The following is a 26,650-nucleotide window of genomic DNA, read 5'->3' as shown; positions in this document are numbered from 1 at the left end:
CGCTGGGACCTAAACCATAAGCTGATAACTAATAGCTTATAACTGATTGCTTATAACTGATTGCTGATTGCTGATTGCTGATTGCTGATTGCTGATTGCTGATTGCTGATTGCTTAATTAATTGATACCGTATTCCCGGTAATTTTAACGTCTTTACTCGCTTTAAAATGCATACCCTGCTTAGTTTCAATTTTGCTACCATTAGCATTAACTTTAAATGACTTATCTGTCTTCATATCCAGGTTATTCTTGGCAGTCATTTTGATATCTTCCTCGGAAATGATTTCGATACCCTTACCACCGAGCTTAAGCTTACCTTCTTTAGACTCAATGGTAATCGAATTATCTTTAGTATTAATAATGATGCTGTTTTTGCCAGTTTTGTCAATTACTTCAATTTTTTCCTTATCCTTAGTATCATCTAAGCGAATAGTGTGACCACTTTGGGCAATTACTTCAATTTTGCCTTTGTCCTTAGTATCATCTAAACGGATAGTATGTTGATTATGGGAAATAACCTCAACTTTTTCTTCATCCTTAGTATCATCTAAGCGAATAATATGACCACTACGGGACTTTATTGTACGCTTATTAATCGTCTTTTTTTTACTATCTTCTTTGTCTTTTTCAGGAGACTCAGGCGGTTTATCTTTGCCATTCCATAACCCCCCTAGGATATAGGGAAAATTGATATCACCTTGTTCAAAAGCTACCAGCACCTCATCGTTCACCTCCGGCAAAAAATAAATACCACGGTCATTACCAGCCATGGGAGTTAATACCCTAGCCCAATAGCTTTCATCATTATCTGAGAGCCAAGGAAACTTGACCTTAACTCGCCCCAAGTTTTCCTCATCGCCATTGTTAGTCACTATTCCCATAGTCACCCCATAGAAACGACCTCGTATTTCAGGGGGACCTAGCAAATTACTTAGTAAATCGATGCTTGTCATGATGTCCCATTCCTCCTAACCTTAAATGCTGTGCGATAACCTCGTTTATGGGAATAGCTATGAATGGTGGAGGTGACATAGTAGTCACCACTAAACTGTTTGCCCACCCCTTGGATAGTAATAACAGTAGCTGCTCGCAAGTCAGGGCGTCCGACACACAAGCCCTCCCCACTGATGTATTCTAGGGCCATGTTATTAAATCCCCCCTGAGCGATTTGCTCGGCTTCCTGTTGACTGAACACAGGTCGATACAAACGTTCGCTGGTTTTTTTTCCACTACCCAAAGCCGGATCTACAGCCTTAGCACCGCTCTTGTTAGTACTAGAACCAGGGCTGGATCGCCCAATGAAGGCTTTTTTGTCCTTCGGGTTCCAACCGCGCACCTCCACCTGTCCTACCTGGCTCAAGCTGGTCAGTCGGGAAGAAAAACTGAGCAGATCCTTTCGTTGAACTAGAGTCAACACTGACTTGGATTTGTCCTGATGGGGCCGGAAATATAGTGTTTTATCTTGAACCACTACCTCATAACCGAGTCGTTGAGCACGGGTCTGAAGAAATTCCATGTCTGTTTGGTTATGCTGTAGTACATAGTCCAAAACCAGCTTTGTCGTTACTCCCCCATACTTTAGACCGGCTTTTTTGGCAATATCTCTAGCAATATCGCTGTCTTTCTTTTTAGTAAACGAGCGAGTGTTGTAACCCCGAAGCAATCGATGACTGTAGTCGTAGCCGCGCACTGTCAACAGAGGTATTTCCCCATGGGCAAATTCTGGTTCCAGACCGGTAATCTGACCCATCATCAGTTTTTGCAGTTTCCCTCCACTACCCCCGTAGCCCATAAAAATCGTTACCTCATTGCCTAGCTTAAACAGTTGCGGATCAATCCACTCCTGCTTTTCTTGGTCCCAGTTGGCAAGCTTGATGGTAAACATAGTGGGAGTACTAACGTTTTCATCCACAATTACTGCCATCACATCAGACCGCAACTGTTGTCCCCTGATCAGAATTCTGAAGCCAGGGACTGAGGTAGCAATGCTATTGGTACTGGTTTGAGGAGCTGTCGAGAGCATGGTTAATTTTAGGTTAGATTAAGTACCGGGATGGTCAGAACTTGACCTGGTGTCAGGTTACGGGGATTAGTAATCCCATTAGCCTTGGCAATCTCTCGCCAGACGCTGGGGTCATTATATTCAACACCAGCAATGCTGCTCAGGGTTTCTCCACGTCGGACAACGTGGATTGGGTCGTCATCCCGTGCCAGAGAACTGGGCTTTTCCCGCTCCTCATCTTCTTCAGGGATGAACTGGTGGAAGGTACAGTTGAGAGCGGCTCTGACTGGCATCCCATTAGGGGTAAACATAGTAAAGCGCTGGGTTAGTTGTCCGAGATACCCCTTAAAAATCAGGTTAAATGCCCCCCACCAGAGTTCACATACAGGGGGACGTTTTAAATCAGAGTCAATCAGAGTCAACTCAAAAATCTTATTGGTATACTCTCGAACATCTACAGCATTGGGTGATGATAATCCATACACACCAGTTAACGATGAAGCCGCTGTTGCTGCTCCCGATGCAACTCGTTTGAGGGGAGAACTGCCGCCCCCCGATATACTTTCAGGTAGTCCCTCGTAGGTGTCAAAAAACAGGTCGAGAGTCAGGGTTGCTGGATCCCCACCAATAAATTTAGTATCACCGCGATCGCGGTTTTTGAGAGTTTCATGACGCCATTGGGTTGTCTTGGTAATTTGAATTTCATTAGGATTAAATAGAGGCATTGGTTTGTTTTCTGGAAAAACCATCTGCCATCTTTTTCCTGGCTGCTCCTTGAGGATGGTTAATTTATCTAACTCTGCGCCAAAGAGGCTACTTTTTAATCCTTTGGTTTGGTTTAGTGTTTTTTGGGCTAGATTCTTAAACCCTGTTAATGCCATTGGTTTAATCCCCTCCGCTCACTTTCTATGGTGAGATTCTGCATCAGTTTATGGTGTACTTTCTCTACTAGTTCATCCACATCAATGTCCTCCACAGACTGACTAGTTGTGGTAGCGCCCGAAGTATTTTCTGATGCTTTCTGAATCACGGTATTTGCCTGTAAGCTAGTAGTTGAGACAGGTGTTGATACGGATAAACCCTTGACAGATGGCATTCTTTGGATAACTCCAGAGCCATTATGAGAGACATGATCAGCAATAGATGGCGAACTACTAACTCCTAGTCCGTTGCCAGAAACTGACGTTCTATTGACCCCAGAGGCAGAAAAAATCAGGGGAGCAGATAATTGGTACCCATTTTTTCCAGAAATTCCTCTAACCACTGGTCGCTCTGGGGTGCGTTGAATCACTGGCTGGTTTCCCTGGGATGGGCTCTTGACTATCTCCTTGATCACTGGTCGCTCCGGGGTGCGTTGAATCACTGGCTGGTTTCCCTGGGATGGGCTCTTGACTATCTCTTTGATCACCGGTCGCTCCGGGCTGGGTTGAATCAGTGGCTGATTTCCCTGGGATGGGCTAGAAACTATCTCTTTAATTAGCGATCGCTTTGGGGAGCGTTGAATCACTGGCAACTGGGTCAGGTTTCCGGAACTGCCTAGCGATCGCTTAGACTGTAAAGTAGTTTTCTGATAGTGTTTGTCTAAATTCTTGTCCACTGTTCCCTGTTCCCTGTTCCCTGTTCCGACAACTGCCGCGAAGTCTATTGGTTTGGCTTGGACAACTGGCCAGGATAAGTCAGACGATAGTCTAGTTTCCCTAGACGATTCAAGACCAGAAACTAGGGGTTTGTTATCAGAATCTACTTTCTGGGAAGTCCTCTTAGTGGAGTTGACAAATTTTGCCTGGACAATCGGTTTTGTGCCAGATTTGCCTCTTTCAGAAGGTATTGAATTTGACGTTTGCTGTTTAGGGTTTTCTCTAGATTTATGGTAATTTGACCCTGTACTTTTTTGTACTGAGGTTTCTTTATCGACCTGAAATCTAGTTGATATCAAAGGTAGTTCATTGCCTGTTTCTCTAGTTCGAGAGGCCACATTGGGAGAGGTAATTGGAGAAGTAACATGTCCCGTCTGTACCTGTTCTGCTGCTGGCCGGATTGGCTGAGCATAGACTATAGGAACTGCTTCTGCTGATTGACCCTCTAACCGCTGCTGGCGTTGAATCAACTTAGCCATTAAGGGCAGTTGGTTGGTCATCCCTTGGACCCGGGAGATAATTGACCCTGCTACTTGAGTACCAATCACACCAGGGCTGACGACCGGGCGCAGGAGTCGCCTCGTCAGTTGTGGGTTGAGACTCTCTGACCAAGTCTGATTGTTAGTAACCTGAGGTTGAGATGCCATCACAATGCTCCTGCTAGTCCAGCAATCGCTCGTCCTCCAGATAGTGCTTGACTGAGAACTGGTTTGCTAATTCCTTTGTGTATTAACTCAATGGTCTCGAAAGCAATCTCATTGCTGCTGGCATTAAACTCTGGACCAGTCCACTTTACTGGCAAAGCCTGCTTGAAATTCCAATACATGGCTGGTATCTGTTGGCGGTCGAGCAGCATAATTGTGCCGTTCTTGCGCCGAATTACACCCTTGCTAGTGGCCTGATACCAAGTCCACAAACTGTCAATACCTGTTAGACCATGTTTGAGGGTCAAATTCGGATATTTGGTTCGACCTAGTAGCTGATGAACGTAACGATTCTGACCTCCCTCAGGACGTTCCTCTAGTTCAATCTCACTTTCTAGACCCCTGACTTCGATAAACCCACCGGTCACTAACCCCTCAATTTCAATGAGGAAGTTAAAGCCTTGGTAGGGGTCAAGGCGAGCTCCCAACGCCCCAGTCACTCCAGCGTAAGCCGCGTTTGCTCCTAAAGGCACAACCGATGCTAAAGTTGCCATCATTAACTCCTGGAATTCATGAAACTATCTCCAATTACCGTAACCCAATTATTTGCTCATTCAACTTTTCATTAATACTTGCTACTTGTTCCACCCAGCGCTGTCTTTCTTGATGATCCAGACTCATAATCTGGTCGTAAGACCAGTGCAAGTGATAAGCAATATAGGCTACCTCCTCTAACAGCCTCTCGGAGGGGTAGCAAGTTACTCCCCCAACGTCGCAGTCTCCACTTCAAACTCTCCTTGACAGTGAGGACAAGAAACCAAAAGGCGGCTGTGACCGTTTTGGTTAATCCGTTGATAGAGGTCTTGCAGATAGGCTAAGTCAGCCGAGAATAGACCCTCAATCATGGCAGGATTGATATAGTCTAAGCTGCCCAGACGAGTGATCACCCGGGACAACAGGATAATCACCAAGTAACCTGGATTAGCCTGAACCCTAGGGTCTTTTAAGGGCATAATCTCATCGTAGGCTGTGGACATCCGCATCATGCCTTCTTGATGGAGATTACCCTCGGAATCTAAGTAGCCCTGGGGTAGGGTAAACGGGAACTCTGTCTGCATCATCTTGTGGGGAATTGGGAATTTAGAATTTAGAATTTAGAATTTAGAATTGGGAATCAAAAGGGTTGTAAGTATGGTTAAGGTTGTAAGTATGGTGAGCATGGAAAGAGAGGAAAGTGTGGTAAGTGTGGGGAGAGAGGGAAGAGACGGAAGACACAGGAAAATTTTGTCTACAAAAATCCTCCCACACCAGCCACGCCCGGGCTCCACACTCCCCCATCTCCCCATCTCCCCATCTCCCCATCTCCCCATCTCCCCACACACCCTACACCCTACACCCTACACCCTACACCCTACTCCCTACACCCTATTCTCTACTGCCATTTACCGTTTTCTACGCTTACCCCTTCGTGGACAATTTCGAGAGTTTCAATGGCTAATTCATTGGAAGTAGCATCAAGGCTTGGGCCTGTCCACTTAACTGGCCAACAGTTGATCAGGTTCCAGCGTACTCTTTCATTTCCTGCATCATCCCAAAGGACGATAGACATATTTTTACGATACTCGGAGGGGTCTTTGGCGGTTGCTACCTTGGTTCGCCAGTCCCATAATTCCCTGTCATCAGTAATCCCACGACTGAGAGTGACTTGGGAGAGGGTGAGCATACCAGGGATTTGCCGCATATTCAGCATTTTATCGGTACCCTCTCGATAGGTGCTAATTTCCTGAGTGGTGTCTATCCCTGAGCAGCTTCTAAAACCGGCGCGGGTGATACCATCGATTTCTACTTTAAAGTTGTAACCTCTGTATGGATCTTTTCGAGAAAATACCATCGTCAAAAACCTCCTAATATCCTAATAATTGCTGTTGACTGTTGCTAGCATGCCAATTGCCTATTGCCAATTGCCTATTGCCTATTGCCAATTGCCTATTGCCTTGCTAACCCAGACCTATGCTGCTACTTTGACGCCACTAGCACCGAGAATAATACGCACAGTAATAAACTCACTGGGAATAGCAGGTGCTAGACCAATTTCTGTGACTACCATTCCTGCTTCCCGCACTTCGGGTGGGTTAGTTTCAGCATCACATTTAATGTAGAAAGCTGTTTGTTCTGTTGGTCCTTTAAGGGCACCTTGCTGGAGTAAGTCTTCAAAATAGGCGGTCAACTCTCGCTCAATCCGTACCCATAACTTCAGCTCGTTTGGCTCAAAGGCCAGATTTGCCAGGTTCAGTTCCAGCCATCTGCCCACTGTCAGGAATAGCCGCTTTACGTTGACATAGATCCAATTCGCTTCATCGCTGAGGGTACGTGCTCCCCAAACTCGAATACCTCGTCCGGGAAAAGCACGCAGGCAATTAACCCCAAGGGGATTGAGACTATCCTGCTCGCGATTGGTCAAATTGAACTTTAGATCCACTATTCCTTCGATAGTCTCATTTGCCGGTGCTTTGTGAACGCCAAATTGTTGATCGCTACGGGCGTAAACTCCAGCAATGTGACCACAGGGGGGCATCCAGTCTGGACCGTTTTCAGCTTTAATCCAGGGATAATACAAAGCACCGTTTTTGCCTCGCAGTTTCGACCTTTGCTCTGTTACCCTCTCTAGAGACTGAGTCACTTGTACTGCTACTGGAGGGAGCGAGTCTAAGATGGCAAAGCGATCGCCAAGCAGATCACAGTGTTCTAAGATGACATTCTGCATCCTCAACACGTCATCCTGGTCAGGGTTTCCTCGCATTAGATCTGGCACACAGACTAAGTCGATTTCATTCAAGGATGCGATCGCTCCTAGTCCCCCACTATCATCTCCTGCTCCTCCCAGTGCTTCTGTGATAGAAACTGTGTCTTCTAGCCGCACAACCAAGCACAAGCTGCCACCATTCTCAAAGAACCCATGCACAGCATAAGCTAGGTAACCGTCAGCTAGAGGCTGACCAAAGGTTTCTGTGAATTGAGACCAGAGGGTAAGTGACTGCGGGGAGTTAATTGGTCCAGTCTCGGCAAACCCCAGGAATACAGGTACACCTGTGAACAGTCCAGGGGCTGGTTTAGGGAATATCTCCTCTCGGTAGACACCTGGTGTCAGTTGCTGGGAAGTTACCATAGTTTCATCTTCCTTTGTCTGTACTCCCTACTCCCTACTGGCCTAGCTACCACTAGGACCTGCCCACTGGCTCAGGCGGAAGATCACAAATTCAGCTGGCTTGGTCACTGCTACACCAATTTCTGTTACCACCTGACCTAAATCTCTGACTTCTGGTGGATTGGTCTCTTCATCACACTTGACGTAAAAGGCTTCCTCTGGTGTATTCCCAAATAAAGCCCCTGTACTCCAGACATTAGTTAGAAAGGCGTTAATATTACGGGTAATCTGCGCCCAAAGTTCAGGATTATTGGGTTCAAATACCATCCACTGAGTACCTTCGTCAATAGATTCCCGCAGATAATTGAACAGGCGGCGGACGTTGATGTACTTAAACTCTCCATTGGCATCACCACCGATGGTGCGTGCTCCCCAGACTCGAATATTGCCATTGAGATTACGGATGCAATTGATGCCTTGAGGGTTGAGTCCATCCTGCTGGGCTTTGCTAATGTTGTACTTGAGACCCAATGCTCCTAATATTGTTTCATTCGCTGGGGCTTTGTGGACTCCTCGTTGTGTATCGACGCGGGCATAGAGACCGGCGACATGACCACTGGGCGGCACATAGATTCCACCATCCCCTTTGGGGTTCAGTGTTTTCGTGGCTGGATCGAACACTTGAATCCAGGGGAAGTAAAAAGCAGCATAATCAGAATTGCTAGGTACATTGCCATCCCCTGGTTCCATGGTCTTCCAAGTACCATCCAAATTTTCCTGACTATCCAAGATTGCGAAGCGATCCTGGGTCTTCTGTTGACAGTGAGTGATGATGGCATCGAGAACACTGCTGTCGGTAATGCCAGGGGCAGCAACGATAGCAATTTCGTCAATAGGCTCAAATGTATTTTCTAGGAAGTCAGCGGTAATCTCACTCTCTGCTGCTGCCCGCACCACGTAGCAGCGAGTACCACCGTTGTTAAAGAATCCATAGACAGCGTGAGCTAGCTGACGCTGATTTGGATCGGTTGAGAAGTCTCCAAAGAACTTCTTGAACTCACCAAAGTTAGTACATAGCTTGACTTCACCGACGTTAGCAGGAGTAAAAGAGGCTGTGATGTGAGCTGGATTAGTGGTTGGATCTATATCTTGGCTTGGGTCATAGGCAGGGTTTGGTTCTGGAACGTCTATCGAGTCGGGTACGACACCGATAAAACCTGCTGTGCTAGTCCCCACTCCCACAATTGGAGCAGAACCAGAGGAAACTTCCTCGACGTATACACCCGGCGATAAATAGGTTGGCATTTTCTCTACTCCTTGAATAAATCAAATCAAAGGCTGGATGTGAGCAAAGTTTTCTAACTCTTCTATTGAAGTCCCCAAATACTTCTTACTTCATTTACTCTGATCAAATAAAAATTGTACTTAGTGGGACACAACTAGTGATTTTAGCCACCGAAACCTTAACAAAATCTTTTCCAAACCACTACACCTTTACCACTACCAAATTGTGAGTGGTCACTTGCCCTTGGTTCAAGTCTACAAGTTCAGACGTTAGTGTCTGGTAGCCTTGGGCAATAACGTTAACCTTAACCTGGCGAGGAGTTGATGGATTTGTAGATGCTTCCAGACTACTCAGGAGATAGTTCCCATCATTGTCAGTAAAGGTATACTCACCACTCCCCTCAATTTCAACTTTGGCCATAAGGACATCTTCATCGTCTGAGTTGGTGACCTTACCCAACAGAGCAGTTGGTTGGAAATAGAAATTAACAGTAGGTATCGCGTCCGCGCCAGTTTCTGAATCTCGTGACACCTGAACCTCGGTATCATCGGATTCGAGATCAGAATCAGGCGGTATCGTTTTGATGGTTGGGTCAGCACTATAGCGAGTACCCGTACCTAGCAAGGAAGCCGTCAAGGTATATGACCCATCAGGGAGATCTTGGAAGTAAAAATAGCCGTCAACTCTGGTACGAGTGCGGTCAGGTCGCTCGACCCTCTTTTCCCAGTCATCTCCATACAGGCCAGCTAGCAGATCTAACTTGCTTTTCAAGCTTTCGGGCATATCGGCAATTTCGACCACTGCTCCCGGGATCACCTGCTTAGTTTGGGCATCTTTAACCTGCCCAGCGATCGCAACCTGATGGCGGATTGCTTCCAACCTAATCTTATTTGACACGAGCAATACTCCCTTAGTCAACTATCTTGGTCATGGCTAATGGCTAATGGTAAATAGTCAACCAATTCCCAATCCGCAATTACCCAATCCTGATATCTGTTACCAAGGTTCCTGCCTCAACCGGATCATCGACTTCCACAGCCATAGTAAGGGTGTAGTTCAATGCTGGTCTGGGCTTTCCTCCCATTGCTTGCCAGAATTCACCCAAACTCTGTAGGTTGCTCTGACTCAGACTAACTGTCCTGATCGGAGGTTCCATCCCCCTGAGGCTTCCCTGTAATACAGGCGCTGGAATTATACGATGACGCAGTAGCACTTTCATTACCTCCCCCAGCCATTGGTGCTCTTCTTGCTCTGGTCTTTGACCATTACCTGTAAGAGCGGACCAAGCGGTGATTAGGTAAGAGCAATCCACTCGCACTGGATTACGCCTTTTGGTTGCCTTACCGTTACTGCGTTCTGTTGACCAGGTGGTGTTGCGTAATTCCACATTCTCACGCACATCGTAAAGAAAAAGATTAATCGCTGGCTTGACACTAAAATCCTTGTCAGGTGTGGCAAAGCTAATAGTAACTGACGAGATTAGCTCAGGAGGTAGTTCGCCCTTGAGCAATTCCTCCAACGTTCTATCCAGGTCATGAATCATCGCATTTCCTCACTCTTAGCCCAGGTCGCCAAATCATCAGCAAACTGGCTGAGATCAATCGGCAATTTTAGTTGCCAAGTACCCACTTTAGTCTGCAAACTGTCTCTTAAATCTTCTCCGTAACAACAATACACACAACTTAAACGTGCTTAGTGAATTGTTTGCACAGTTATTTGAGTTATTACGAATCATCACATTAGGCCAGCATACTGACCAAAATCACCCTCTATTAACACTTTTCCCATCTTCTGATACTCTCGCCGGACTGCACGCAGCAGGTGATTCATCTTGACAATTCCACCATCATCTGCTGCTATAAAAGCAGCAGCTAGAGCAATATTACGAATATTGCCCCCAGCAATCTCGCAGTTACGGGCGATAAAATCTAAATCCAGTTCCTCAGAGCGAGGTACAGGACTAGGCCAGATTTGCTCCCAGATCCGGCGGCGGTCTTTGAGATTAGGAAAAGGAAACTCAATAATAAAACGTAACCGCCGAACAAAGGCATCGTCCATATTAGTCCGTAGGTTAGTGGTCAAAATCGCCACTCCTTCGTACTCCTCCATCTTTTGCAAGAGATAGCCAACCTCAATATTGGCGTAGCGGTCATGGGCACTGCTGATTTCAGAGCGCTTGCCAAAGAGGGAATCTGCTTCATCAAACAGGAGAATGGCGTTGGCATTGGCAGCAGCTGTAAAAATGCGATTGAGGTTTTTTTCTGTCTCCCCGATATACTTACTGACCACTTGGGACAGGTCAATCTTATAGAGGTCAAGCTCTAATTCGTGGGCAATAATTTCCGCTGCCATGGTTTTACCAGTCCCTGGTGGGCCAGAAAACATCACATTCAGTCCTCTGCCCAGGGAAAGCTTGCTCTGGAAGTCCCACTCTTCCCACACCAGCTGTCGATATTTGGCTTGATTACAAATTTCCCGCAACTGAGCCTTTTGATTAACTGGCAGGACAATATCATCCCAGCTGTACTTAGGCTGAATCTGACGTGCCAATGAACCTAGTTGATGACCAGATTGGGCACGGGCTGCTGCAAATAGTTCCGACAAGGTTGGGTTTTGAAGGGAGTGTGGGAGGTGGGGAGTGGGGGGAGTGTTTTGGGCAATGCGCCAACGGGCTCGATTACAGGCATCGATCACGGCATCAGTAATTTGCTCGGAATTGAGGCGGAAGCGATCGCATAAAGCATTTAGCTCTAGGTTTTCTAAGACAATACCAGCTGCAGTTAGTTGATTCTGCCAGCAACAGCGACGAACAGTAAACTCAGGAATGGGAAAAGGAACAGTAACTATTCCGATTGCGATAGTTTTCTCTGGCTTCCAGGGTTTTTCACCAGCGAGGATGGTAATTCCTTGATGGTCTGCTATGATTTTTAGCAGAGATAAATATTGACTGGAATTCTCGGAACTTTTTATAGTTTGTTGTAGAGTTTCTAGTCCTTCTAGGTAAACTAAAGCTTTCTGAAACCAGGCTTGACGGTAAGCGAGTTTCAGGGTTAGCTCCAAGTCAGCTTTAGCTTCTACAATCCGAGTTAAATTTACTGTTAGCAATGGTGCTTCCACAGCCCTGGCAATAGCTTGGGCGGCACGGTGTTTACTACTAGTATCTGCACCTTCAAAATATAATCCTAGGGGTTTGCTTGCTTGCCAATCTTCGACAACTATTGTTAATAAAGCCTGCTTTACTTCCTGATGTAACGGTAGTTCTTCCAGGGAAATAGTCGGCTCAATTAACCTACAGAAGGGTTCTAGTCGCTGATCTAATCCTTTTTCTCCCAACAGCAGAGCCAGGACTAGCCCATCAAGTTTAAGATTGTGAGCCAGCAGAGTAGGCTGGAGCTGATTAGGGTCCGGGAGCAGGTGTAGTAGACTATGACGTAGGAGAGGAGCTTCCGGGGTAAAGTGACTACGGCGCGCCAGTTTCGCTTCCCCAGTTGGACAGAGCAGATTCAGGACAAGATCCACAGTGGCTCGTTTACAGCGGACATCGTCTTGGAGATAGGTGTAGATTCGTTCATAGCGCCGGTCTAGTTCCGGGGCGAGTGCGATCGCAATAATATCGACATCGAAGGCAGAGAGGGCAAAGGTTTCTTGCAGCCATGCTAGTGAAGAGCCTGCCAGGATAGCATCAGAGGGTAACTCCTGTTCGGTTTCTGTTTCTACCTGCAATACTGGCGTTCCTGGTGGCCGAGTCAGCAACTGTTCCACTTCTGCCTGGTCTACTTGCATGCCCCGATAGGGATTAGTTGCAGCCATCGAACCATAGGTAACTTGAGCAGCGGCTAAAGCTCGTTCTAGAAGTCCGTCTAAGCGCTGTAACAGCAAAAAGAGTTGGTGAAATTGGGGGTTGGGAGGGAAAGCCTGGGTTTGGTTAATCATCGATTATAGCAAGGGAATAGGGAACAGGGAACAGGGAGCAGGGAGCAGGGAGCAGGGAGCAGGGAAGAGAGAAAAAAAACTGTGTACCTCATTAAACTAAAAAAAAAAAATTTTATCCGCCATTGCTTTAATCTGCCTCAACCAGTATAAGGGGATATAGAAGGGTAATTTGAGAAAACCAAGGGGTAGCGCGAATCCACGAGTAGGGGCGCACCAACCTGCCCCCAATCATCAATCTAAAATCTAAGTTATAGCAATCCGTTTAGGAATTGTCAGAATTTTATTCCCTGTTCCCTGTTGCCTGTTGCCTGTTCCCTATTCCCTACTCCCTACTCCCTATTCCCTATTCCCTATTCCCTATTCCCTGTTCCCTTTGCTCTATATGTATCAACAAACAGATCCGCCCCGACCCCCGAAAGAAATCCTACCGACAATGTATGATCTACCTAGCGAAGAAAAGGAGGATTCAGGATTGCCAGATCAATACCATATTTGGCAAGCAGACTTACTGGAAAAAACGTTTTTCCCCCCCAATTATCCTAGAAACCAAATTCTCGTTGCTAGCGATCTTAATATCTACTACAATCTGAAACATCCTACTTGGTATAAACGTCCCGATTGGTTTGCTGTCTTGGGAGTGGATCGTTTGTACGAACAAAGAGAATCCCGGTTGAGTTACGTGATATGGCAGGAAGGAGTAGCTCCTTTTATTGCCATCGAATTACTTTCTCCTAGTACTCAGAAAGAAGACTTAGGGGAAGTTAGGCCACAAGCCAAGCAACCCCCAACTAAATGGGAAGTCTACGAACGGATGCTACGGATTCCCTATTACGTAGTCTTCGATGGTAATAGCAATAAACTGCGCTTGTTTGAGTTAGTGCGCAACAGCTATCGGGAAGTGATTCTCAACCGTGACCAATTCTGGCTTCCAGAAATAGAACTAGGTTTAGGATTGTGGTCAGGAAACTATCAAGAATTAAACCGACTTTGGTTACGTTGGTACGATGCAGCAGAAAATTGGATTCCTACACCGGTTGAGAAAGAAAGACAGCTAGTTGAACGAGAACGTCAACGTGCTGAACGAGAACATCAACGAGCTGAACGTCTAGCAGCTCAATTGCGAGCAATGGGTGTTGAGCCAGAAGATTGAAATTTTAGGTAGCGTAGGGTGGGCAAATTATGATAGTTTCGCAATTTAATTATAAATCATGTCCCTTTGCCCACCTGACAATAGCGATTGGCCGTAGGCCACGCTACGCGAACGCATTATTAAAGTGTTAGGTTTTAGGGAAACACTTAGTTGAGTAATTCCGCAGGTTAGTTAGTCAAGAACTGCTGGTTCCAGATACAACTTTCTAGACAGAGCAATATCCTAAGCGAGGCGTAATCATGTTTGATCAAAGACTGTATATAATACTCGCTGCTCGCTCTGTATTACGTCCTGTGGCGGTGTTACGTGTGTAACCAGCTTCTGCGGCAAGTCTGGCGTAGGAGTAATCGAACTTAGAATGTACCAAAGCAATCCATCCTTTTGCGTCTTGCGGAGACAATTTACCCCTGCCGTCGCCAAGCAATTGTGCCATTTTTGTTTCAAATTCTTTCCTTCTATTTGTCATATTTGTTTGATATTGCACCGAGTCTACTGCTTGCTTAACTAAGTCAGCTGCCTTATTTAATTGCTTATCTTGTTCAAATTTATGTGCTTCCACAAGTTTTTTCAAGTCTTCCAATTCCTGAGGTGATAGATGATTTTTAAGCACTGCGTCAGCTAATTCCTCAAGACTTTTGTCAGTTAAAGACGGATAGGTCACCTCAGCAACATATGAGCGATTAGACCAACCACTACCTGTCTTCTGATCTATGTGTGCCTCGCTTCCTGATGCTGTAATATCAAACCAAGCGATATCCTTGTCAGTTAATTGCTCCTTAATAACAAGATCTGGTCGAGTATGACCCCGTGTGGCCTGAAGTGCAATTTTCATTCCTCGTGGCAGATCTGTGTCAAGCTCTCGTCTCTTCATTGAAAAATTAGTTAGGGATTCTACTGCATAACCGTAAGATGCATAAATGAATGGCTCCTTTTTAAGGGCATCATGCAAGCTCCCACTCATCTTGTATGTATCCGTAAATGATGTAACTAGAGCTATCCATCGTTTCGTGTAACCATCTACATCTGGAATTCCGAGCGGATTTTTTAGGATCTCAGCGGCCCAATGATTTACAAGTTTGTCTAGCGCTGAGACAAAGCTGTGGAAGCTAGTATCTGCCCATAGTTTCCATACCGGGGCTCTCTGAATAACTGGAGAAGATAACGGCTGTACTTCGTCGAAGACTCTTCCAGTCTTCTGCCGTTGCGATCGCTTTACTGTACTACCAGTTTGCTGCACCACATGAGTTAACTCATGAGCAATCAATTCCTGCCCTCCTCGACTCCCAGGGTTATATTCCCCCTGCCGAAAGAAGATATCTTTACCTGTGGTAAAAGCACGAGCTTGAATTGATTGATTCAACTGGTCAGATTGAGTATCACTGTGAACCCTTACCCCACTAAAATCTGCCCCAAAGGACTGTTCCATCGGTTTCCGGATACTCTCGGCAATGGGGATCCCCGACCCCCTTGCCTGTTGAATTGAGCTTTCCAACTCTGGCGTAGCCGCTATGCCACCTTCGACAGAGTCAAGCTGAACCATTGGCTTCCTCATCAGTTCATCTTGTTCCTGTTGAGGTTGAATCGAGTCTGGTTGAGTTGACAAACTAGAAACTGGTGTGTTAATCCGGTCCACTACTTCCGATGCTACTCGGTCCGCTTCTTGCTCATACTTATCCCCAGCTTCACCAATAGTCAGCTTCGCCTGTACTGGATTGCCCTGCTGCCAATGGCCCATTAACTCATGGGAAAGTCCCCTAAACCTTGGCATACGCTGGATTGGTTGCCCACTAACAGGGGAGACACTACTCAACAGAGGATCTTGGGAACGATGAACTTGTCGATACAAATCTGGCTGGGATTTAATTAACTGACCCAGTGCTCGGTTACCAATTATCCCTTGCAGTTCCTCCATGGGGTGGATAGTTGGCTTCTTACTTGCCGATACTATTGACTGATCTCGAGCTTGTGTCTTTCTGGTTTGGCTTTGTCGTAGATTACCCATGAGCTTGGTTAAATCTTAAATAGTCGGCAAACGTCACATCATCATGATATAGCCGAATAGCACTGCGGGTGTTCACCCCAAAACTGCGCTACATCCCTACCAACGTGGCATAGCTCCCCTAGTTAACGCCAGCAACAACAGACCAGGGGTAGGGTGGGCAAATAATGATAGGAAGGCAATTTAATCACGAATCATGTCTATTTGCCCACCTGACAAGAGCTGCTACTAAAGTGATCGCACTGGAAATTATTCCGGTTTTTTGGTGATGGTTACTTTTAGTTTTCAGCTTCAATTTCAACCATTTGTCTAGTTATATTTGGGTTGTGAAGCAGCCTGAAGACGTCTTCAATTATTTTCAAACATTTGTCTCTATTTTTGTTTATTTTTTCGATTCTTTGGGCTTTCTTAACCACAAATTTTCCAGGACGTTTGCCGATCATTTCTTTTTCCGATATTTTTTCTATTAATTGTAGGGCCAGGGGATGATTCTCTTCGATCGTATCGATGGTTTGCTTGATTATTTCTGTGAATTTGTTCACTTTTTCGGGGGATATACCGACTAATGCGGTTTCTACAACCCTTGCTGAGTCGATTAAATCACCCCCCGGTATAACCAGGCCTGTCGCTTCTTTGGCAAACTCTGATAACAATACCCCTGCACCGATCGACGTCGCATTTTGTTTTGTGTCTTTCTTTCCATGCAGGAATTTTTGTACAATCGGTGCCGCGATAAAATTATGATTAAAATGTCTGAGCTTTAAATAAAGTTCTCTGCTAGAATAACTGGTGTTTATCGCTCGGATTCCTCGTTTATTTTTTATTTCTGTTTTTGCCGAAAAATAATTTATTAGTTTTCTTGTTGGGAATGATATGGCAAATGATGTTACACCTCCCACTAAGGCTCCTAGGACTGTTCCCAGACCGGGAGCAACGACTGAGCCGACGGCCGCTCCCGCTACTCCGCCGGCTACGGTGGCTCCATAGTGAGCTCCTGCTTTTGTACCAAAAACCGCCATGGACTTCGCGATCGCTTGCCAACGCTCTTCTGGACTCGTTAAAGCATTTAATCTGTATGTGAGTTGACCCATCTCCTCACTAACCACTGCCAGAAATTTCTTATATTTCTCATAATCTTTGATCATGTCTTTTAGTTCATAACCCTCAAACGGATCAGCACCAGATGAGGCATCGTCTGGTTGAGCTTGCAGTTTTCCTGTACCTCCTGCCTGTTGCACTATGTGAGTCAATTCATGAGCAATCAATTCCTGCCCTCCTCGACTCCCAGGATTATATTCTCCCTGCCGAAAGAAGATATCTTTACCTGTGGTAAAAGCACGAGCCTGAATAGATTGATTCAACTGGTCAGATTGGGCATCAGCGTGAACCCTCACCCCACTAAAATCAGCCCCAAAGGACTGTTCCATCGGTTTCCTAATACTCTCGGCGATGGGCATCCCTGACCCCCTTGCCTGTTGAATCGATGTTTCCAACTCTGGGGTAGCCGCCATCCCACCTTCTACAGATTGAAGCTGCACCATTGGCTTCCTAATCAGTTCATCTTGCTGGTGTTGAGGTTGAATCGAGTTTGGTTGAGTTGACAAACTAGAAACTGGTGTGTTAATCCGGTCCACTACTTCCGATGCTACTCGGTCCGCTTCTTGCTCATACTTATCCCCAGCTTCACCAATAGTCAGCTTCGCCTGTACTGGATTGCCCTGCTGCCAATGGCCCATTAACTCATGGGAAAGTCCCCTAAACCTTGGCATACGCTGGATTGGTTGCCCACTAACAGGGGAGACACTACTCAACAGAGGATCTTGGGAACGATGAACTTGTCGATACAAATCTGGCTGGGATTTAATTAACTGACCCAGTGCTCGGTTACCAATTATCCCTTGCAGTTCCTCGATTGGGTGGATAGTTGGCTTCCTACTTCCCGATACAAGAGACTGATCTCGAGTTAGAGTCTTTCTGGTTTGGCTTTGTCGTAGATTACCCATGAGCTTGACTAAATGTTAAATAGTCGGCAAACGTCACATCATCATCATATAGCCTTTGAGGTCAAAGGGATTGTGGGAGGGACGGAAATATGGGAGGACGGGAGCGATCGCATTACATTGACTTACATTGGCTTTTAAAGCATGGTGGATTTTTGGATCTAGTTAGAAGTTTTCCCAATCCCTTAAAGTTTTATTCCGAACGCTTCCTTCACACCTATTATTTCTTGTATTTGAGTTTTTTACCCTCATTAAGTCGCTCAATTAGATTATAGGCAGAAACTGCCATCGGCTTTAGATCACCGACTTTCAAGTCATCTTGCATCCGACGAAGTTCAACCACCAAGGCTTTAACTGGTTTGTCACTCAGCCCAACCAAATCGTCAACACTTCCTAAGGCTCCAAGGGAGTTATGAATTGCCTCAAAATCAGCTCGCTTGTCTTTGACTAATTTGACTAAGTTGTCTGCTGAATCATCTTCATCCGCTGCTTTAATTTCCTCTGGAAGGTTAACATAGTTCTTTAACAGATCATATCCAGTAGGAATATGTTCTAGCCATTCTTGACGAGTTAAAGTAATCCGGACTTCTTGAACATTTCCCACCATACCTTTCTCAATTGTTTTTGGGAAAATCGGTTGTCCCCCTTCACCTGTGAACCCAGCAGCATTTAAGACTAACTCAGCGAATTGATTAGGATTAGTTTTAAAGTAATTTCTGTAGGGTTCGGGAATTAATCCAAAGTTGTGGGCAAAATCAGTTCGAGCCATCATCGCTCCCGCAATGGCTTTTGAGTTATCTCTATCCGTCATGTTTGTTGCTTTGTGGAGATAATTTACCAAGATAGTCACTAGTCCAATTAATTCTTTTTTACTGACACTATCATCAATTCCCTCTATATTTAATCTCTTTACTTCATCATTGACCCCTGGATTGGCCTTAGATAAAAATGATAAGTCTCCTTTACCAAATAAATCTTTATTTGCTTGTTGCTTACGAGATTGTTGTTTATGACGTTCTCTTTTAAAGATATTTTGATTGAGCCATCCAGTGACATTCAACTCTTTCTTAACAGTAACGTATTCGACAAGATCGCTAATCTTTCCAATATGTAAACCAGCCGTAAGCTGAGGGGAAAAGCTTAATTCCTTTCCATCTGGATAAATTCGGAGATTAGGATCAGGTTCTCCTCCACCTGGTGTTACGTCCTCTGATGGAATAAACTCCTCTCCTTTACGACTATTTAGATAACTTGCCATTGCCACAATGTTATCCATTACTGATTCAACTTCACTTTTACTTTCTAGTGGCTCTGTGACCCATTCTAAGTTAGAGCCTCCTGAAGGACTTGCATCAGCAGTTAGATCAAATTTATCACCTCGAATAAAAGCTGTTGCTTTGGGAACATTCTGACCCAGTAATGGAGGCTCACTAAGTTGTTTATTTACATACATGCTAAAAAGCATTGCCTGGTAGTCCTGACTGTCCTCATTTACTCTGGTCATTAGTGCTTGACCGGCATTAGTTAGAGTAGATTGACTATTGTCAGTAAACCATAGGTCTAAACGACCTTGTGAATTCAATCCCTTTTCTCGCTCAGTAAGGTCAACTATTTTTAGGGAAGGTTGTTCAACCATTACTTTAGCCACTTTAATATTGATCGCTAAATCCCGTTGAGTCTTAGCACGTTGAAAGTCTTGCTGGGCTTGTGGCAAGTTACTTACATCTCGCACATTCCACTGTGCTTCAAATTCATATCCAACTCGACGCTGTACAACATCTACGGGAGCACTTTCATTAGTACTAATTTTATCGTTATGGTCAGATTCACTCCCATTATGCTGGTTTAATTGGCGTTGCACAGAGGCTCTCTTCTGCTGCACCACATGAGTCAATTCATGAGCAATCAATTCCTGCCCTCCTCGACTCCCAGGGTTATATTCCCCCTGCCGAAAGAAGATATCTTTACCTGTAGTAAAAGCACGAGCTTGAATGGATTGATTCAACTGGTCAGATTGGGCATCACTGTGAACCCTGACTCCACTAAAATCTGCCCCAAACGACTGTTCCATTGGTTTCCGGATACTTTCGGCGATCGGCATCCCCGACCCCTTTGCCTGTTGGATTGAGCTTTCCAACTCTGGGGTAGCCGCCATGCCACCTTCGATGGATTGAAGCTGCACCATTGGCTTCCTCATCAGTTCATCTTGCTGACCTTTAGCTTGAATCGAGTCTGGTTGAGTGGTCTGACTAGAAACTGGTGCGTTAATCCGCTCCACTACTTCCGATGCTACTCGGTCAGCTTCTTGTTCATATTTATCCCCAGCTTCACCAATGGTAAGCTTCGCCTGTACTGGATTGCCCTGCTGCCAATTGCCCCTTAACTCATGGGAAAGTCCCCTAAACCTTGGCATTCGCTGGATTGACTGCCCACTAACAGGGGAAACACTATTCAACAGAGGATCTTGGGAACGATTACCTTGTCGAGATAAGTCTGGCTGGGATTTAATTAGATTACCCAGTGCCTGGTTGCCGATTATCCCTTGCAGTTCGTCGATTGGGTGGTATGTTGGCTTCCTACTTCCTGATACTATTGATTGATCTCGAGTTAGTGTCTTTCTGGTTTGGCTTTGTCGTAGATTACCCATGAGCTTGGTTAAATCTTTAACAGTCACATCATCATGATATAGCCGAATGGCACTGGGGGTGTTCACCCCAAGACCGCGCTACATCCTTACCAATGTGGCATAGCTCTCCTAGTTAACTCAAGCAACAACATAGCAGATCCCATTCAGTAGGCTAGGGTGGGCAAATTATGATAGTTTGGCAATTTAATCAGGAATCATGTCCATTTGCCCACCCTACAAAAGCGATTGGCCGTAGGCCACGCTACGCGATCGCACTGGCAAGGGTTTGAAGATAGCAGTTTCTAGCCTAATAATATACACAGGATTTTTACCCTCTTCTCTGTTCCCTCTTCTCTGTGGCTATATCCGCTGTTCCCTGTTCCCTAAAACCTAAAATTTTGCACCTCACCTAATTGAAAACCGCTAAATAATAATAATTTATTCCTTATATTAGAACTGGGTATTTTTGTAGTATCATCTTTCCGATTTCCTTAGGATCCTTGGCGACCAAGATTGTTTTATTTAGCACATCTTTTATAAAGTCGCTGTCTATTTGAGGGTATTTCCTGGTTATAGTATCGGCATTCCATGAATGCCAGGTCGAGGTATCTGGCCATCCGACGGCTAGTCCTCGATTGATAATTTGTTCCGCCCCTTTGTTGCCATGATCTGTCAGTATGTGTACTGATACTGGTCCCAAGGCGAATGTGGTCTTTCGGTTAATGATTGCCTCCCACAAAAATTCCAACCGCGCATTTTGGATTGATTGTTCTATCGTCATATCAATCTCCGACTTTGGCCATCCCACTGGTTTTAACTGTTGTCCTAGTTTATCTCCTCCTGGGTGGTTTAGACCGGGAGCAAAGGTTACAACCTTCCCGTCCAGTTTTCCGCTATTGATGTGATCTAAGAGTCCTCTCTGGTGCAATCCAAACCTTACCTCCGGTAAATTATCGGCACCGGTCGGGTCGCCTCCCTTCCCATAAGTAACGTGAGATAAATATGTTTTCGCTTTGCTTTTTTCATGCATATACGCTGGGACGTCCGAATTATTAAACATAGCCACTTCGTAGAAGTGGCTATTTGGCGTTTCTTTCAAAAATTTACTCACCACTTTGTTCGGTGTTAACCAGAATCCTTTAGTGAATGGGTTACTGAAGACATCTTGTTTCATTTCTATTTCGATCCTCAACTTTTTTGGTGAATCAAATATGCTAGTCATTACGCCGTTTACCTGTGCTTTTATATCCTCTTCCATTAAGTATTGATCTATCCCTTTTAACCAATCACTGAGTTTAAGAAAACGAGGATTGATTAACCTAGATTCAATGTCTTTGATATCAGTATTCTTCCTCCATTGAGCCTCTGGTAGCCTTGCTTCCTGATCCAGTAGTGCTTCTACATTTTTCGTGTGTGTTACATAGGGCACTCCATCCTTCGTCAGAAAAATATCACATTCTATGCCTGATAAGAATGTACCGTCTTTTAACCACGATTGAAGGAACTTCACTGTACTTTGCTCGCTATTCTCGTTTTCATGTGGGTATAGTTTGTTGAATGATTCGCGGTCAGTATATTTGCCCATCTTATCAAATGTGGCTCCGTCTCCTCTATGGGCAATAACTTTGAGCTCCGATCCTTCTATGGTCGCCCATTGTTTTTTAATTATTTCGTTTAGTTTTTCTAGGTTTTTGTCATTTGGGAATACCACATTAACCGCTACAGCTATTAATCTGTTGTATTCCAATTCTTTCGGGGTCGGGTAATCCTTTAATTCCAAGTCTTCTTCAGTTATGTTACCTATGTATATTAGGTTTCTTGTAATAATAAAATTATCAAGCTTTTCCACTACACTTCTCGCTTTTGGGAAACTGCTAAATTTTCTCTTTATTATTCCTGATATTCTATTTACTTTTCGTACATTTTGTATATTTAATCCTTGCCAAGAGTGATGGCGATATTCAAGATTATTCCATAGCGGGTTTTCGTCGAATTTTTTATTCCATTCTTGATGTGTTGTTAGATCCCCAGGTTTTCGTTGTACTGTGCTGTTTGCACTGGAAAGTGCGAAGTTTTTTAAGCTTTGGTTTTTTTTCGGCAATTTAGGTTTGAGTTGGGAAAAGTCCCCCTGACCCTGCTGCACCACATGAGTCAACTCATGGGCAATCAATTCTTGCCCTCCTTTACTCCCAGGATTATATTCCCCCTGCCGAAAGAAGATATCTTTACCTGTAGTAAAAGCACGAGCTTGAATGGATTGATTCAACTGGTCAGATTGGGCATCAGCGTGAACCCTTACCCCACTAAAATCTGCCCCAAACGACTGTTCCATTGGTTTCCGGATACTCTCAGCGATCGGCATCCCCGAACCCCTTGCCTGTTGGATTGAGCTTTCCAACTCTGGGGTAGCCGCCATCCCACCTTCGTTGGATTGAAGCTGCACCATTGGCTTCCTCATCAATTCATCTTGCTCCTGTTGAGCTTGAATCGAGTTTGGTTGAGTTGACAAACTAGAAACTGGTGCATTAATCCGATCCACTACTTCCGATGCTACTCGGTCCGCTTCAAGCTCATACTTGTCCCCAGCTTCACCAATAGTCAGCTTCGCCTGCACCAAATTCCCCCTTAACTCATGGGAAAGTCCCCTAAACCTTGGCATGCGCTGGATTGACTGCCCACTAATAGGGGAAACACTATTCAGCAGAGGATCTTGGGAACGATGAACTTGTCGAGATAAGTCTGGCTGGGATTTAATTAGATTACCCAGTGCTCGGTTACCAATTATCCCTTGCAGTTCCTCGATGGGGTGGTATGTTAGCTTCCTACTTCCCGATACAAGAGACTGATCTTGAGCTTGTGTCTTTTTGGTTTGGCTTTGTCGTAGATTACCCATGAGCTTGACTAAATATTAAATAGTCGGCAAACGTCACCTAATCATCATATAGCCGAATGGCACTGAGGGGGTTCCCGACCTGAGGGACTGGATCAATAACAGTATCAGAATACTACTTTGGCAAGGGGTCTACTATTAGCGATCGCGTAGCGGCTCTAAAAGAGCATCGCACTGGAATGTGAATTGTTCTATGATTGAAAGTAAACTATAAAAAGATAAAAATGGCAGCCAAAGAGAAATTTCATGCTGCGGTTATAATCGCCCTAAAAAAGGAGCAGTGGAAGATTACTGATGATCCGTTGCGACTGGAAGTAGTTAGAAATCAATGATCCAACTCGGATTCTATATTTTGCAGTACCTGTGATTGCTTATCAAGCTTTTTTTAAGCGCGATTTTCCCCAAATTTTAGTAGAGATATATCAGATTAAACAAATAATTTATGACCCGATTCAAGAGGTAATTGTACAATGGATACCCTAGAGTCTTATCGCCAGAGCATTCAGTCGTTGTTGACGGATTATGCTGCCATTCCTATTGCCAATGGAGTGATTGATTGCTACACGGTTTTTGATACCAAACAAGACCACTACATGGTAATGACTGTGGGATGGGATGGCTATCGGCGGGTCTATGGTTGTGTTTTACATATGGATATTAAGAAGGGAAAGATTTGGATTGAACAAAATATGACGGAAATGAAAATAGCCCAAAAACTTGTGGAGAAAGGGGTAGCGAAGGACGATATTGTGCTGGGGTTTCAAGGTCCCGAATTTCGGCAATATACGGACTATGGTGTTGGTTAATTTGTAAGTATTTAGCCGTCAGCTATCAGCTATCAGCTATCAGCTATCAGCTTTTTCTTATGTAGGGTGTGTTAGCGGTAGCGTAACGCACCGAAAATTAGCCTATAGTGTTAGCGGTAGCGTAACGCACCGAAAATTAGCCTATAGTGTTAGCAATAGCGTAACGCACCGAAAATTAAATGTGGCGGTGCGTTACATTTCATTAACGCACCCTACAAGAGATGCGATATCCTGAACTTATCAACATCTAAACTATGCTTTCACAAAACCTAAAAATTGTTACTCTGCTCCCCAGTGCCACGGAAATTGTGGCAGCTTTAGGATTAGCTGATGCCATTGTGGGGCGATCCCACGAATGCGACTATCCCGCAACCATTAAAAATCGACCTGTCTGCACCGAGGCTCAAATCAATAGCGACAAACCTAGTGCCCAGATTGATGATGATATAAACAATCTGGTAAAACGTGCCTTGAGTATTTACCAAGTCAAAACTGATGTTTTAGAACAACTGCAACCAACCCACATTGTTACTCAAGATCAATGTGATGTCTGTGCTGTCAACTTTGATGTGGTTGAAAAAGCAGTTGCGAACCTTACTAATAGCCAGCCTCAGATAATTTCCTTGCAGCCAAACTTGCTAGCTGAAGTTTGGGCAGATATTGAGCGAGTTGCTACCATCCTGGGAGTAGAGTCACAATCTGTACTGAAGCAATTACAGTCTCGCGTCGAAACCTGTAGGCAAAAGACACAGGAAATCTCAGAAAATGACCGCCCTACTGTTGCTTGCATCGAGTGGACTGATCCGCTGATGGCTGCTGGTAACTGGATTCCTGAATTAGTCACCATTGCAGGTGGTAATCCTCTGTTTGGGGCTTTAGGTAAACATTCCCCTTATCTGGAATGGGATGCTTTAGTAAAAGCTGATCCAGAGGTAATTATTGTAATGCCTTGCGGCTTTGATTTGGAACGCACAAAACAAGAAACCCAACAGATGGCTCACCATTCCCAGTGGTCAAGTTTGCAAGCGGTACGCCAGGGGAAGGTTTTTGTTACTGATGGTAATGCGTATTTCAATCGTCCAGGACCAAGACTAGTCAATTCAGTAGAAATGATAGCGGAAATTTTGCATCCAGACCTGTTCAACTTTGGTTATCAAGGCACTGCTTGGGAAAGGTTTGAGGTAGGAAATGCTTAAGAAACTTATCCTGGAAAATTGGAAAAGCTTCCGTTATGCAGAACTCCCGATTGATCCCCTGACTGTGTTAATCGGAACGAATGCTAGTGGAAAATCTAATCTAATTGATGCTTTGGAATTTTTAAAACGAATAGTGTTTGGAAAGGAGATTCGATCGGCTTTGGCAGGGGATGCGGCTTTCCCTGGGATTCGAGGTGGAGTAGAGTGGGCGTCACTTAAGCCAGAATCTAACTTTACCTTGAAAGTTGTGGTTGAGGGAGAGGATGATGAAACCGATTACCTTTATAGTATTACAGTAGAAACCAAACCACTTGTTCAGTTAGCTAATGAATCTCTAATTCGCCAGGTCTATTCACCAGATAGTAATCAAATCCTTACTCAAACTAGTTTGTTTAAAACCTATTATACTAGAACTCAAGATAAAGGTATTCAGATTAACTTGCCGGTTCAAGAACAATTTTTTTTGCCAAAATACTGGAAACGTTCTAATTCTATTTTGACTAGACTTAGGGGAATAGACTCTCATGCCGATCTTAAAAATATAATGGAAAAGGTTTGTACACTTATAGAAAATATTTTTATTTTTAATCCTATGCCTGCCAGAATGCGGAACTATTCACCGCTTTCTGATCGCATTGAGAGTGATGGCTCTAATATTGCTGGTGTGCTAGCCGCATTACCTAAAGAGCAAAAAGACGAGTTTGACTCAACCGTGTCTGCTTACTTGAAATATCTGCCAGAACGAGATCTACAGGAAGTTTGGGCGGAACCAGTAGGAAAGTTTGGTACAGATGCTATGCTCTACTGTAAGGAAGAATGGAAACCTGGTCAAACTACAGAAATTGATGCGCGAGGAATGTCAGATGGAACCCTGCATTTCTTAGCAATTATTACCGCACTTATCACACGACCAGAAGGGAGTCAATTAGTAATTGAAGATGTAGACAATGGATTGCACCCATCTCGGTTACATCTGCTGATAAACATGCTCAAAGAAATTGGAGAAAAGAGAAATATAGACATATTAGTCACTACTCACAATCCGGCTTTGCTAGATGCTTTAGGACCAGAAATGATTCCCTTCGTAGTTGTAGCACACCGGGATTCAGAAACTGGAGAAAGCACACTCACCCTTCTAGAAACTATGGATAATTTACCTAAATTGATGGCATCTGGTTCCTTGGGTAACCTAGTGACTAAAGGAGCTATTGAAAGGAATATTTCTGATCCTAAGCCACGCTAGATATGAGGAAGGTTCTGATTATCGATACCTCGATTCTCTCTGGAGTTTAGACTAATTTTGGTCTCTCAAGACTGTGTAAGCTTTCCCCAGAAGT

At 44.6% G+C, this 26,650-nt stretch carries 21 protein-coding genes and 2 pseudogenes; 5 read left to right on the top strand and 18 right to left on the bottom strand.

Going from position 1 to position 26,650, the window contains the following annotated elements:
• Nucleotides 1–113 precede the first annotated feature (113 nt).
• The 14 genes and pseudogenes from AC4II3_RS17550 to AC4II3_RS17485 form a co-directional block, all read right to left on the bottom strand.
• Entirely contained in the window at nucleotides 114–953 is an 840-nt protein-coding gene (locus AC4II3_RS17550; RefSeq protein WP_488017207.1) for a phage baseplate assembly protein V, read from the bottom strand.
• Nucleotides 950–2,023, bottom strand: a complete 1,074-nt coding sequence (locus AC4II3_RS17545; protein ID WP_488017209.1) for a phage late control D family protein — start codon at nucleotides 2,021–2,023, stop codon at nucleotides 950–952. The genes AC4II3_RS17550 and AC4II3_RS17545 overlap by 4 nt, the downstream gene beginning before the upstream one ends.
• An 8-nt stretch (nucleotides 2,024–2,031) precedes the next feature.
• Nucleotides 2,032–2,883, bottom strand: coding sequence for a CIS tube protein (locus tag AC4II3_RS17540; protein ID WP_488029385.1), 852 nt, complete (start codon nucleotides 2,881–2,883; stop codon nucleotides 2,032–2,034).
• On the bottom strand, nucleotides 2,874–4,286 hold the full coding sequence (locus tag AC4II3_RS17535; protein ID WP_488010239.1) for a hypothetical protein: 1,413 nt from the start codon (nucleotides 4,284–4,286) through the stop codon (nucleotides 2,874–2,876). Before AC4II3_RS17535 ends, AC4II3_RS17540 begins: the two co-directional genes overlap by 10 nt.
• Nucleotides 4,286–4,837 carry a phage tail protein gene (locus AC4II3_RS17530; protein WP_490722850.1) on the bottom strand — a complete coding sequence of 184 codons (552 nt, stop codon included), beginning with the start codon at nucleotides 4,835–4,837 and terminating at the stop codon, nucleotides 4,286–4,288. The genes AC4II3_RS17535 and AC4II3_RS17530 overlap by 1 nt, the downstream gene beginning before the upstream one ends.
• A 34-nt stretch (nucleotides 4,838–4,871) precedes the next feature.
• Nucleotides 4,872–5,027: pseudogene (locus AC4II3_RS17525) on the bottom strand (DUF6760 family protein); the annotation flags it as partial.
• 14 nt (nucleotides 5,028–5,041) lie between these two features.
• The gene (locus tag AC4II3_RS17520; protein ID WP_488010241.1) at nucleotides 5,042–5,404 is read right to left on the bottom strand and encodes a phage tail assembly protein; all 363 of its coding nucleotides are present in this window, start codon (nucleotides 5,402–5,404) and stop codon (nucleotides 5,042–5,044) included.
• A 40-nt stretch (nucleotides 5,405–5,444) separates the two neighbouring features.
• Nucleotides 5,445–5,645: a hypothetical protein gene (locus tag AC4II3_RS17515; RefSeq protein ID WP_488010242.1), complete on the bottom strand. Its 201-nt coding sequence runs from the start codon at nucleotides 5,643–5,645 to the stop codon at nucleotides 5,445–5,447.
• Between the two features lie 70 nt (nucleotides 5,646–5,715).
• Nucleotides 5,716–6,174 carry a phage tail protein gene (locus AC4II3_RS17510; RefSeq protein ID WP_488010243.1) on the bottom strand — a complete coding sequence of 153 codons (459 nt, stop codon included), beginning with the start codon at nucleotides 6,172–6,174 and terminating at the stop codon, nucleotides 5,716–5,718.
• A gap of 117 nt (nucleotides 6,175–6,291) precedes the next feature.
• Entirely contained in the window at nucleotides 6,292–7,449 is a 1,158-nt protein-coding gene (locus AC4II3_RS17505; protein ID WP_488010244.1) for a phage tail sheath family protein, read from the bottom strand.
• Between the two features lie 42 nt (nucleotides 7,450–7,491).
• The gene (locus AC4II3_RS17500; protein ID WP_488010245.1) at nucleotides 7,492–8,733 is read right to left on the bottom strand and encodes a phage tail sheath family protein; all 1,242 of its coding nucleotides are present in this window, start codon (nucleotides 8,731–8,733) and stop codon (nucleotides 7,492–7,494) included.
• 181 nt (nucleotides 8,734–8,914) lie between these two features.
• Entirely contained in the window at nucleotides 8,915–9,610 is a 696-nt protein-coding gene (locus AC4II3_RS17495; protein ID WP_488010246.1) for a carboxypeptidase-like regulatory domain-containing protein, read from the bottom strand.
• A 79-nt stretch (nucleotides 9,611–9,689) separates the two neighbouring features.
• Nucleotides 9,690–10,256 (bottom strand): Pvc16 family protein, encoded by a 567-nt coding sequence (locus AC4II3_RS17490; RefSeq protein ID WP_488010247.1) that lies wholly within the window; start codon nucleotides 10,254–10,256, stop codon nucleotides 9,690–9,692.
• Nucleotides 10,257–10,447: 191 nt separating this feature from the next.
• Nucleotides 10,448–12,646, bottom strand: coding sequence for an ATP-binding protein (locus AC4II3_RS17485; protein ID WP_488010248.1), 2,199 nt, complete (start codon nucleotides 12,644–12,646; stop codon nucleotides 10,448–10,450).
• A 382-nt stretch (nucleotides 12,647–13,028) separates the two neighbouring features.
• Between AC4II3_RS17485 and AC4II3_RS17480 the strand changes: the two genes are divergently transcribed.
• A complete protein-coding gene (locus tag AC4II3_RS17480; protein ID WP_488010254.1) occupies nucleotides 13,029–13,796 on the top strand; it encodes a Uma2 family endonuclease in 768 nt (255 codons plus the stop codon).
• A 247-nt stretch (nucleotides 13,797–14,043) separates the two neighbouring features.
• Here the strand turns inward: AC4II3_RS17480 and AC4II3_RS17475 are convergent, their stop codons facing one another.
• The 4 genes from AC4II3_RS17475 to AC4II3_RS17460 all read right to left on the bottom strand — a co-directional run bounded on the left by AC4II3_RS17475 (nucleotide 14,044) and on the right by AC4II3_RS17460 (nucleotide 23,035).
• Complete coding sequence (locus AC4II3_RS17475; RefSeq protein WP_488010249.1) at nucleotides 14,044–15,798, bottom strand: eCIS core domain-containing protein; 1,755 nt, start codon at nucleotides 15,796–15,798, stop codon at nucleotides 14,044–14,046.
• A 275-nt stretch (nucleotides 15,799–16,073) separates the two neighbouring features.
• Entirely contained in the window at nucleotides 16,074–17,798 is a 1,725-nt protein-coding gene (locus AC4II3_RS17470) for an eCIS core domain-containing protein (protein ID WP_488010250.1), read from the bottom strand.
• Between the two features lie 217 nt (nucleotides 17,799–18,015).
• Nucleotides 18,016–20,508 (bottom strand): eCIS core domain-containing protein, encoded by a 2,493-nt coding sequence (locus AC4II3_RS17465; RefSeq protein ID WP_488029386.1) that lies wholly within the window; start codon nucleotides 20,506–20,508, stop codon nucleotides 18,016–18,018.
• A 358-nt stretch (nucleotides 20,509–20,866) separates the two neighbouring features.
• A complete protein-coding gene (locus AC4II3_RS17460) occupies nucleotides 20,867–23,035 on the bottom strand; it encodes an eCIS core domain-containing protein (RefSeq protein WP_488010252.1) in 2,169 nt (722 codons plus the stop codon).
• 500 nt (nucleotides 23,036–23,535) lie between these two features.
• On the opposite strand from AC4II3_RS17460, the pseudogene AC4II3_RS17455 reads away from it, so the two are divergent.
• From AC4II3_RS17455 to AC4II3_RS17440, 4 genes and pseudogenes are all read left to right on the top strand, one after another.
• Nucleotides 23,536–23,794, top strand: a pseudogene (locus tag AC4II3_RS17455) (element excision factor XisH family protein).
• A complete protein-coding gene (locus AC4II3_RS17450; RefSeq protein ID WP_488029387.1) occupies nucleotides 23,782–24,117 on the top strand; it encodes an element excision factor XisI family protein in 336 nt (111 codons plus the stop codon). Before AC4II3_RS17455 ends, AC4II3_RS17450 begins: the two are co-directional and overlap by 13 nt.
• Nucleotides 24,118–24,371: 254 nt before the next feature.
• Complete coding sequence (locus AC4II3_RS17445) at nucleotides 24,372–25,313, top strand: cobalamin-binding protein (RefSeq protein WP_488017167.1); 942 nt, start codon at nucleotides 24,372–24,374, stop codon at nucleotides 25,311–25,313.
• Nucleotides 25,306–26,556, top strand: coding sequence for an AAA family ATPase (locus AC4II3_RS17440; protein WP_488017169.1), 1,251 nt, complete (start codon nucleotides 25,306–25,308; stop codon nucleotides 26,554–26,556). The genes AC4II3_RS17445 and AC4II3_RS17440 overlap by 8 nt, the downstream gene beginning before the upstream one ends.
• The last annotated feature ends 94 nt before the right edge of the window (nucleotides 26,557–26,650 follow it).

The sequence above is a fragment of the Moorena sp. genome (assembly GCF_982860115.1).
The sequence above is the reverse complement of the archived record's forward strand: the minus strand, read 5'-3'. Positions and strand labels throughout refer to the sequence as shown.

Bases quoted from the DNA above. Each gene is read 5' to 3' on its own strand.
- AC4II3_RS17550 (WP_488017207.1), bottom strand. From the start codon at position 953: ATGACAAGCATCGATTTACTAAGTAATTTGCTAGGTCCCCCTGAAATA.
- AC4II3_RS17545 (WP_488017209.1), bottom strand. From the start codon at position 2,023: ATGCTCTCGACAGCTCCTCAAACCAGTACCAATAGCATTGCTACCTCA.
- AC4II3_RS17540 (WP_488029385.1), bottom strand. From the start codon at position 2,883: ATGGCATTAACAGGGTTTAAGAATCTAGCCCAAAAAACACTAAACCAA.
- AC4II3_RS17535 (WP_488010239.1), bottom strand. From the start codon at position 4,286: ATGGCATCTCAACCTCAGGTTACTAACAATCAGACTTGGTCAGAGAGT.
- AC4II3_RS17530 (WP_490722850.1), bottom strand. From the start codon at position 4,837: ATGGCAACTTTAGCATCGGTTGTGCCTTTAGGAGCAAACGCGGCTTAC.
- AC4II3_RS17520 (WP_488010241.1), bottom strand. From the start codon at position 5,404: ATGATGCAGACAGAGTTCCCGTTTACCCTACCCCAGGGCTACTTAGAT.
- AC4II3_RS17515 (WP_488010242.1), bottom strand. From the start codon at position 5,645: ATGGGGAGATGGGGAGATGGGGAGATGGGGGAGTGTGGAGCCCGGGCG.
- AC4II3_RS17510 (WP_488010243.1), bottom strand. From the start codon at position 6,174: ATGGTATTTTCTCGAAAAGATCCATACAGAGGTTACAACTTTAAAGTA.
- AC4II3_RS17505 (WP_488010244.1), bottom strand. From the start codon at position 7,449: ATGGTAACTTCCCAGCAACTGACACCAGGTGTCTACCGAGAGGAGATA.
- AC4II3_RS17500 (WP_488010245.1), bottom strand. From the start codon at position 8,733: ATGCCAACCTATTTATCGCCGGGTGTATACGTCGAGGAAGTTTCCTCT.
- AC4II3_RS17490 (WP_488010247.1), bottom strand. From the start codon at position 10,256: ATGATTCATGACCTGGATAGAACGTTGGAGGAATTGCTCAAGGGCGAA.
- AC4II3_RS17485 (WP_488010248.1), bottom strand. From the start codon at position 12,646: ATGATTAACCAAACCCAGGCTTTCCCTCCCAACCCCCAATTTCACCAA.
- AC4II3_RS17480 (WP_488010254.1), top strand. From the start codon at position 13,029: ATGTATCAACAAACAGATCCGCCCCGACCCCCGAAAGAAATCCTACCG.
- AC4II3_RS17475 (WP_488010249.1), bottom strand. From the start codon at position 15,798: ATGGGTAATCTACGACAAAGCCAAACCAGAAAGACACAAGCTCGAGAT.
- AC4II3_RS17470 (WP_488010250.1), bottom strand. From the start codon at position 17,798: ATGGGTAATCTACGACAAAGCCAAACCAGAAAGACTCTAACTCGAGAT.
- AC4II3_RS17450 (WP_488029387.1), top strand. From the start codon at position 23,782: ATGGATACCCTAGAGTCTTATCGCCAGAGCATTCAGTCGTTGTTGACG.
- AC4II3_RS17445 (WP_488017167.1), top strand. From the start codon at position 24,372: ATGCTTTCACAAAACCTAAAAATTGTTACTCTGCTCCCCAGTGCCACG.
- AC4II3_RS17440 (WP_488017169.1), top strand. From the start codon at position 25,306: ATGCTTAAGAAACTTATCCTGGAAAATTGGAAAAGCTTCCGTTATGCA.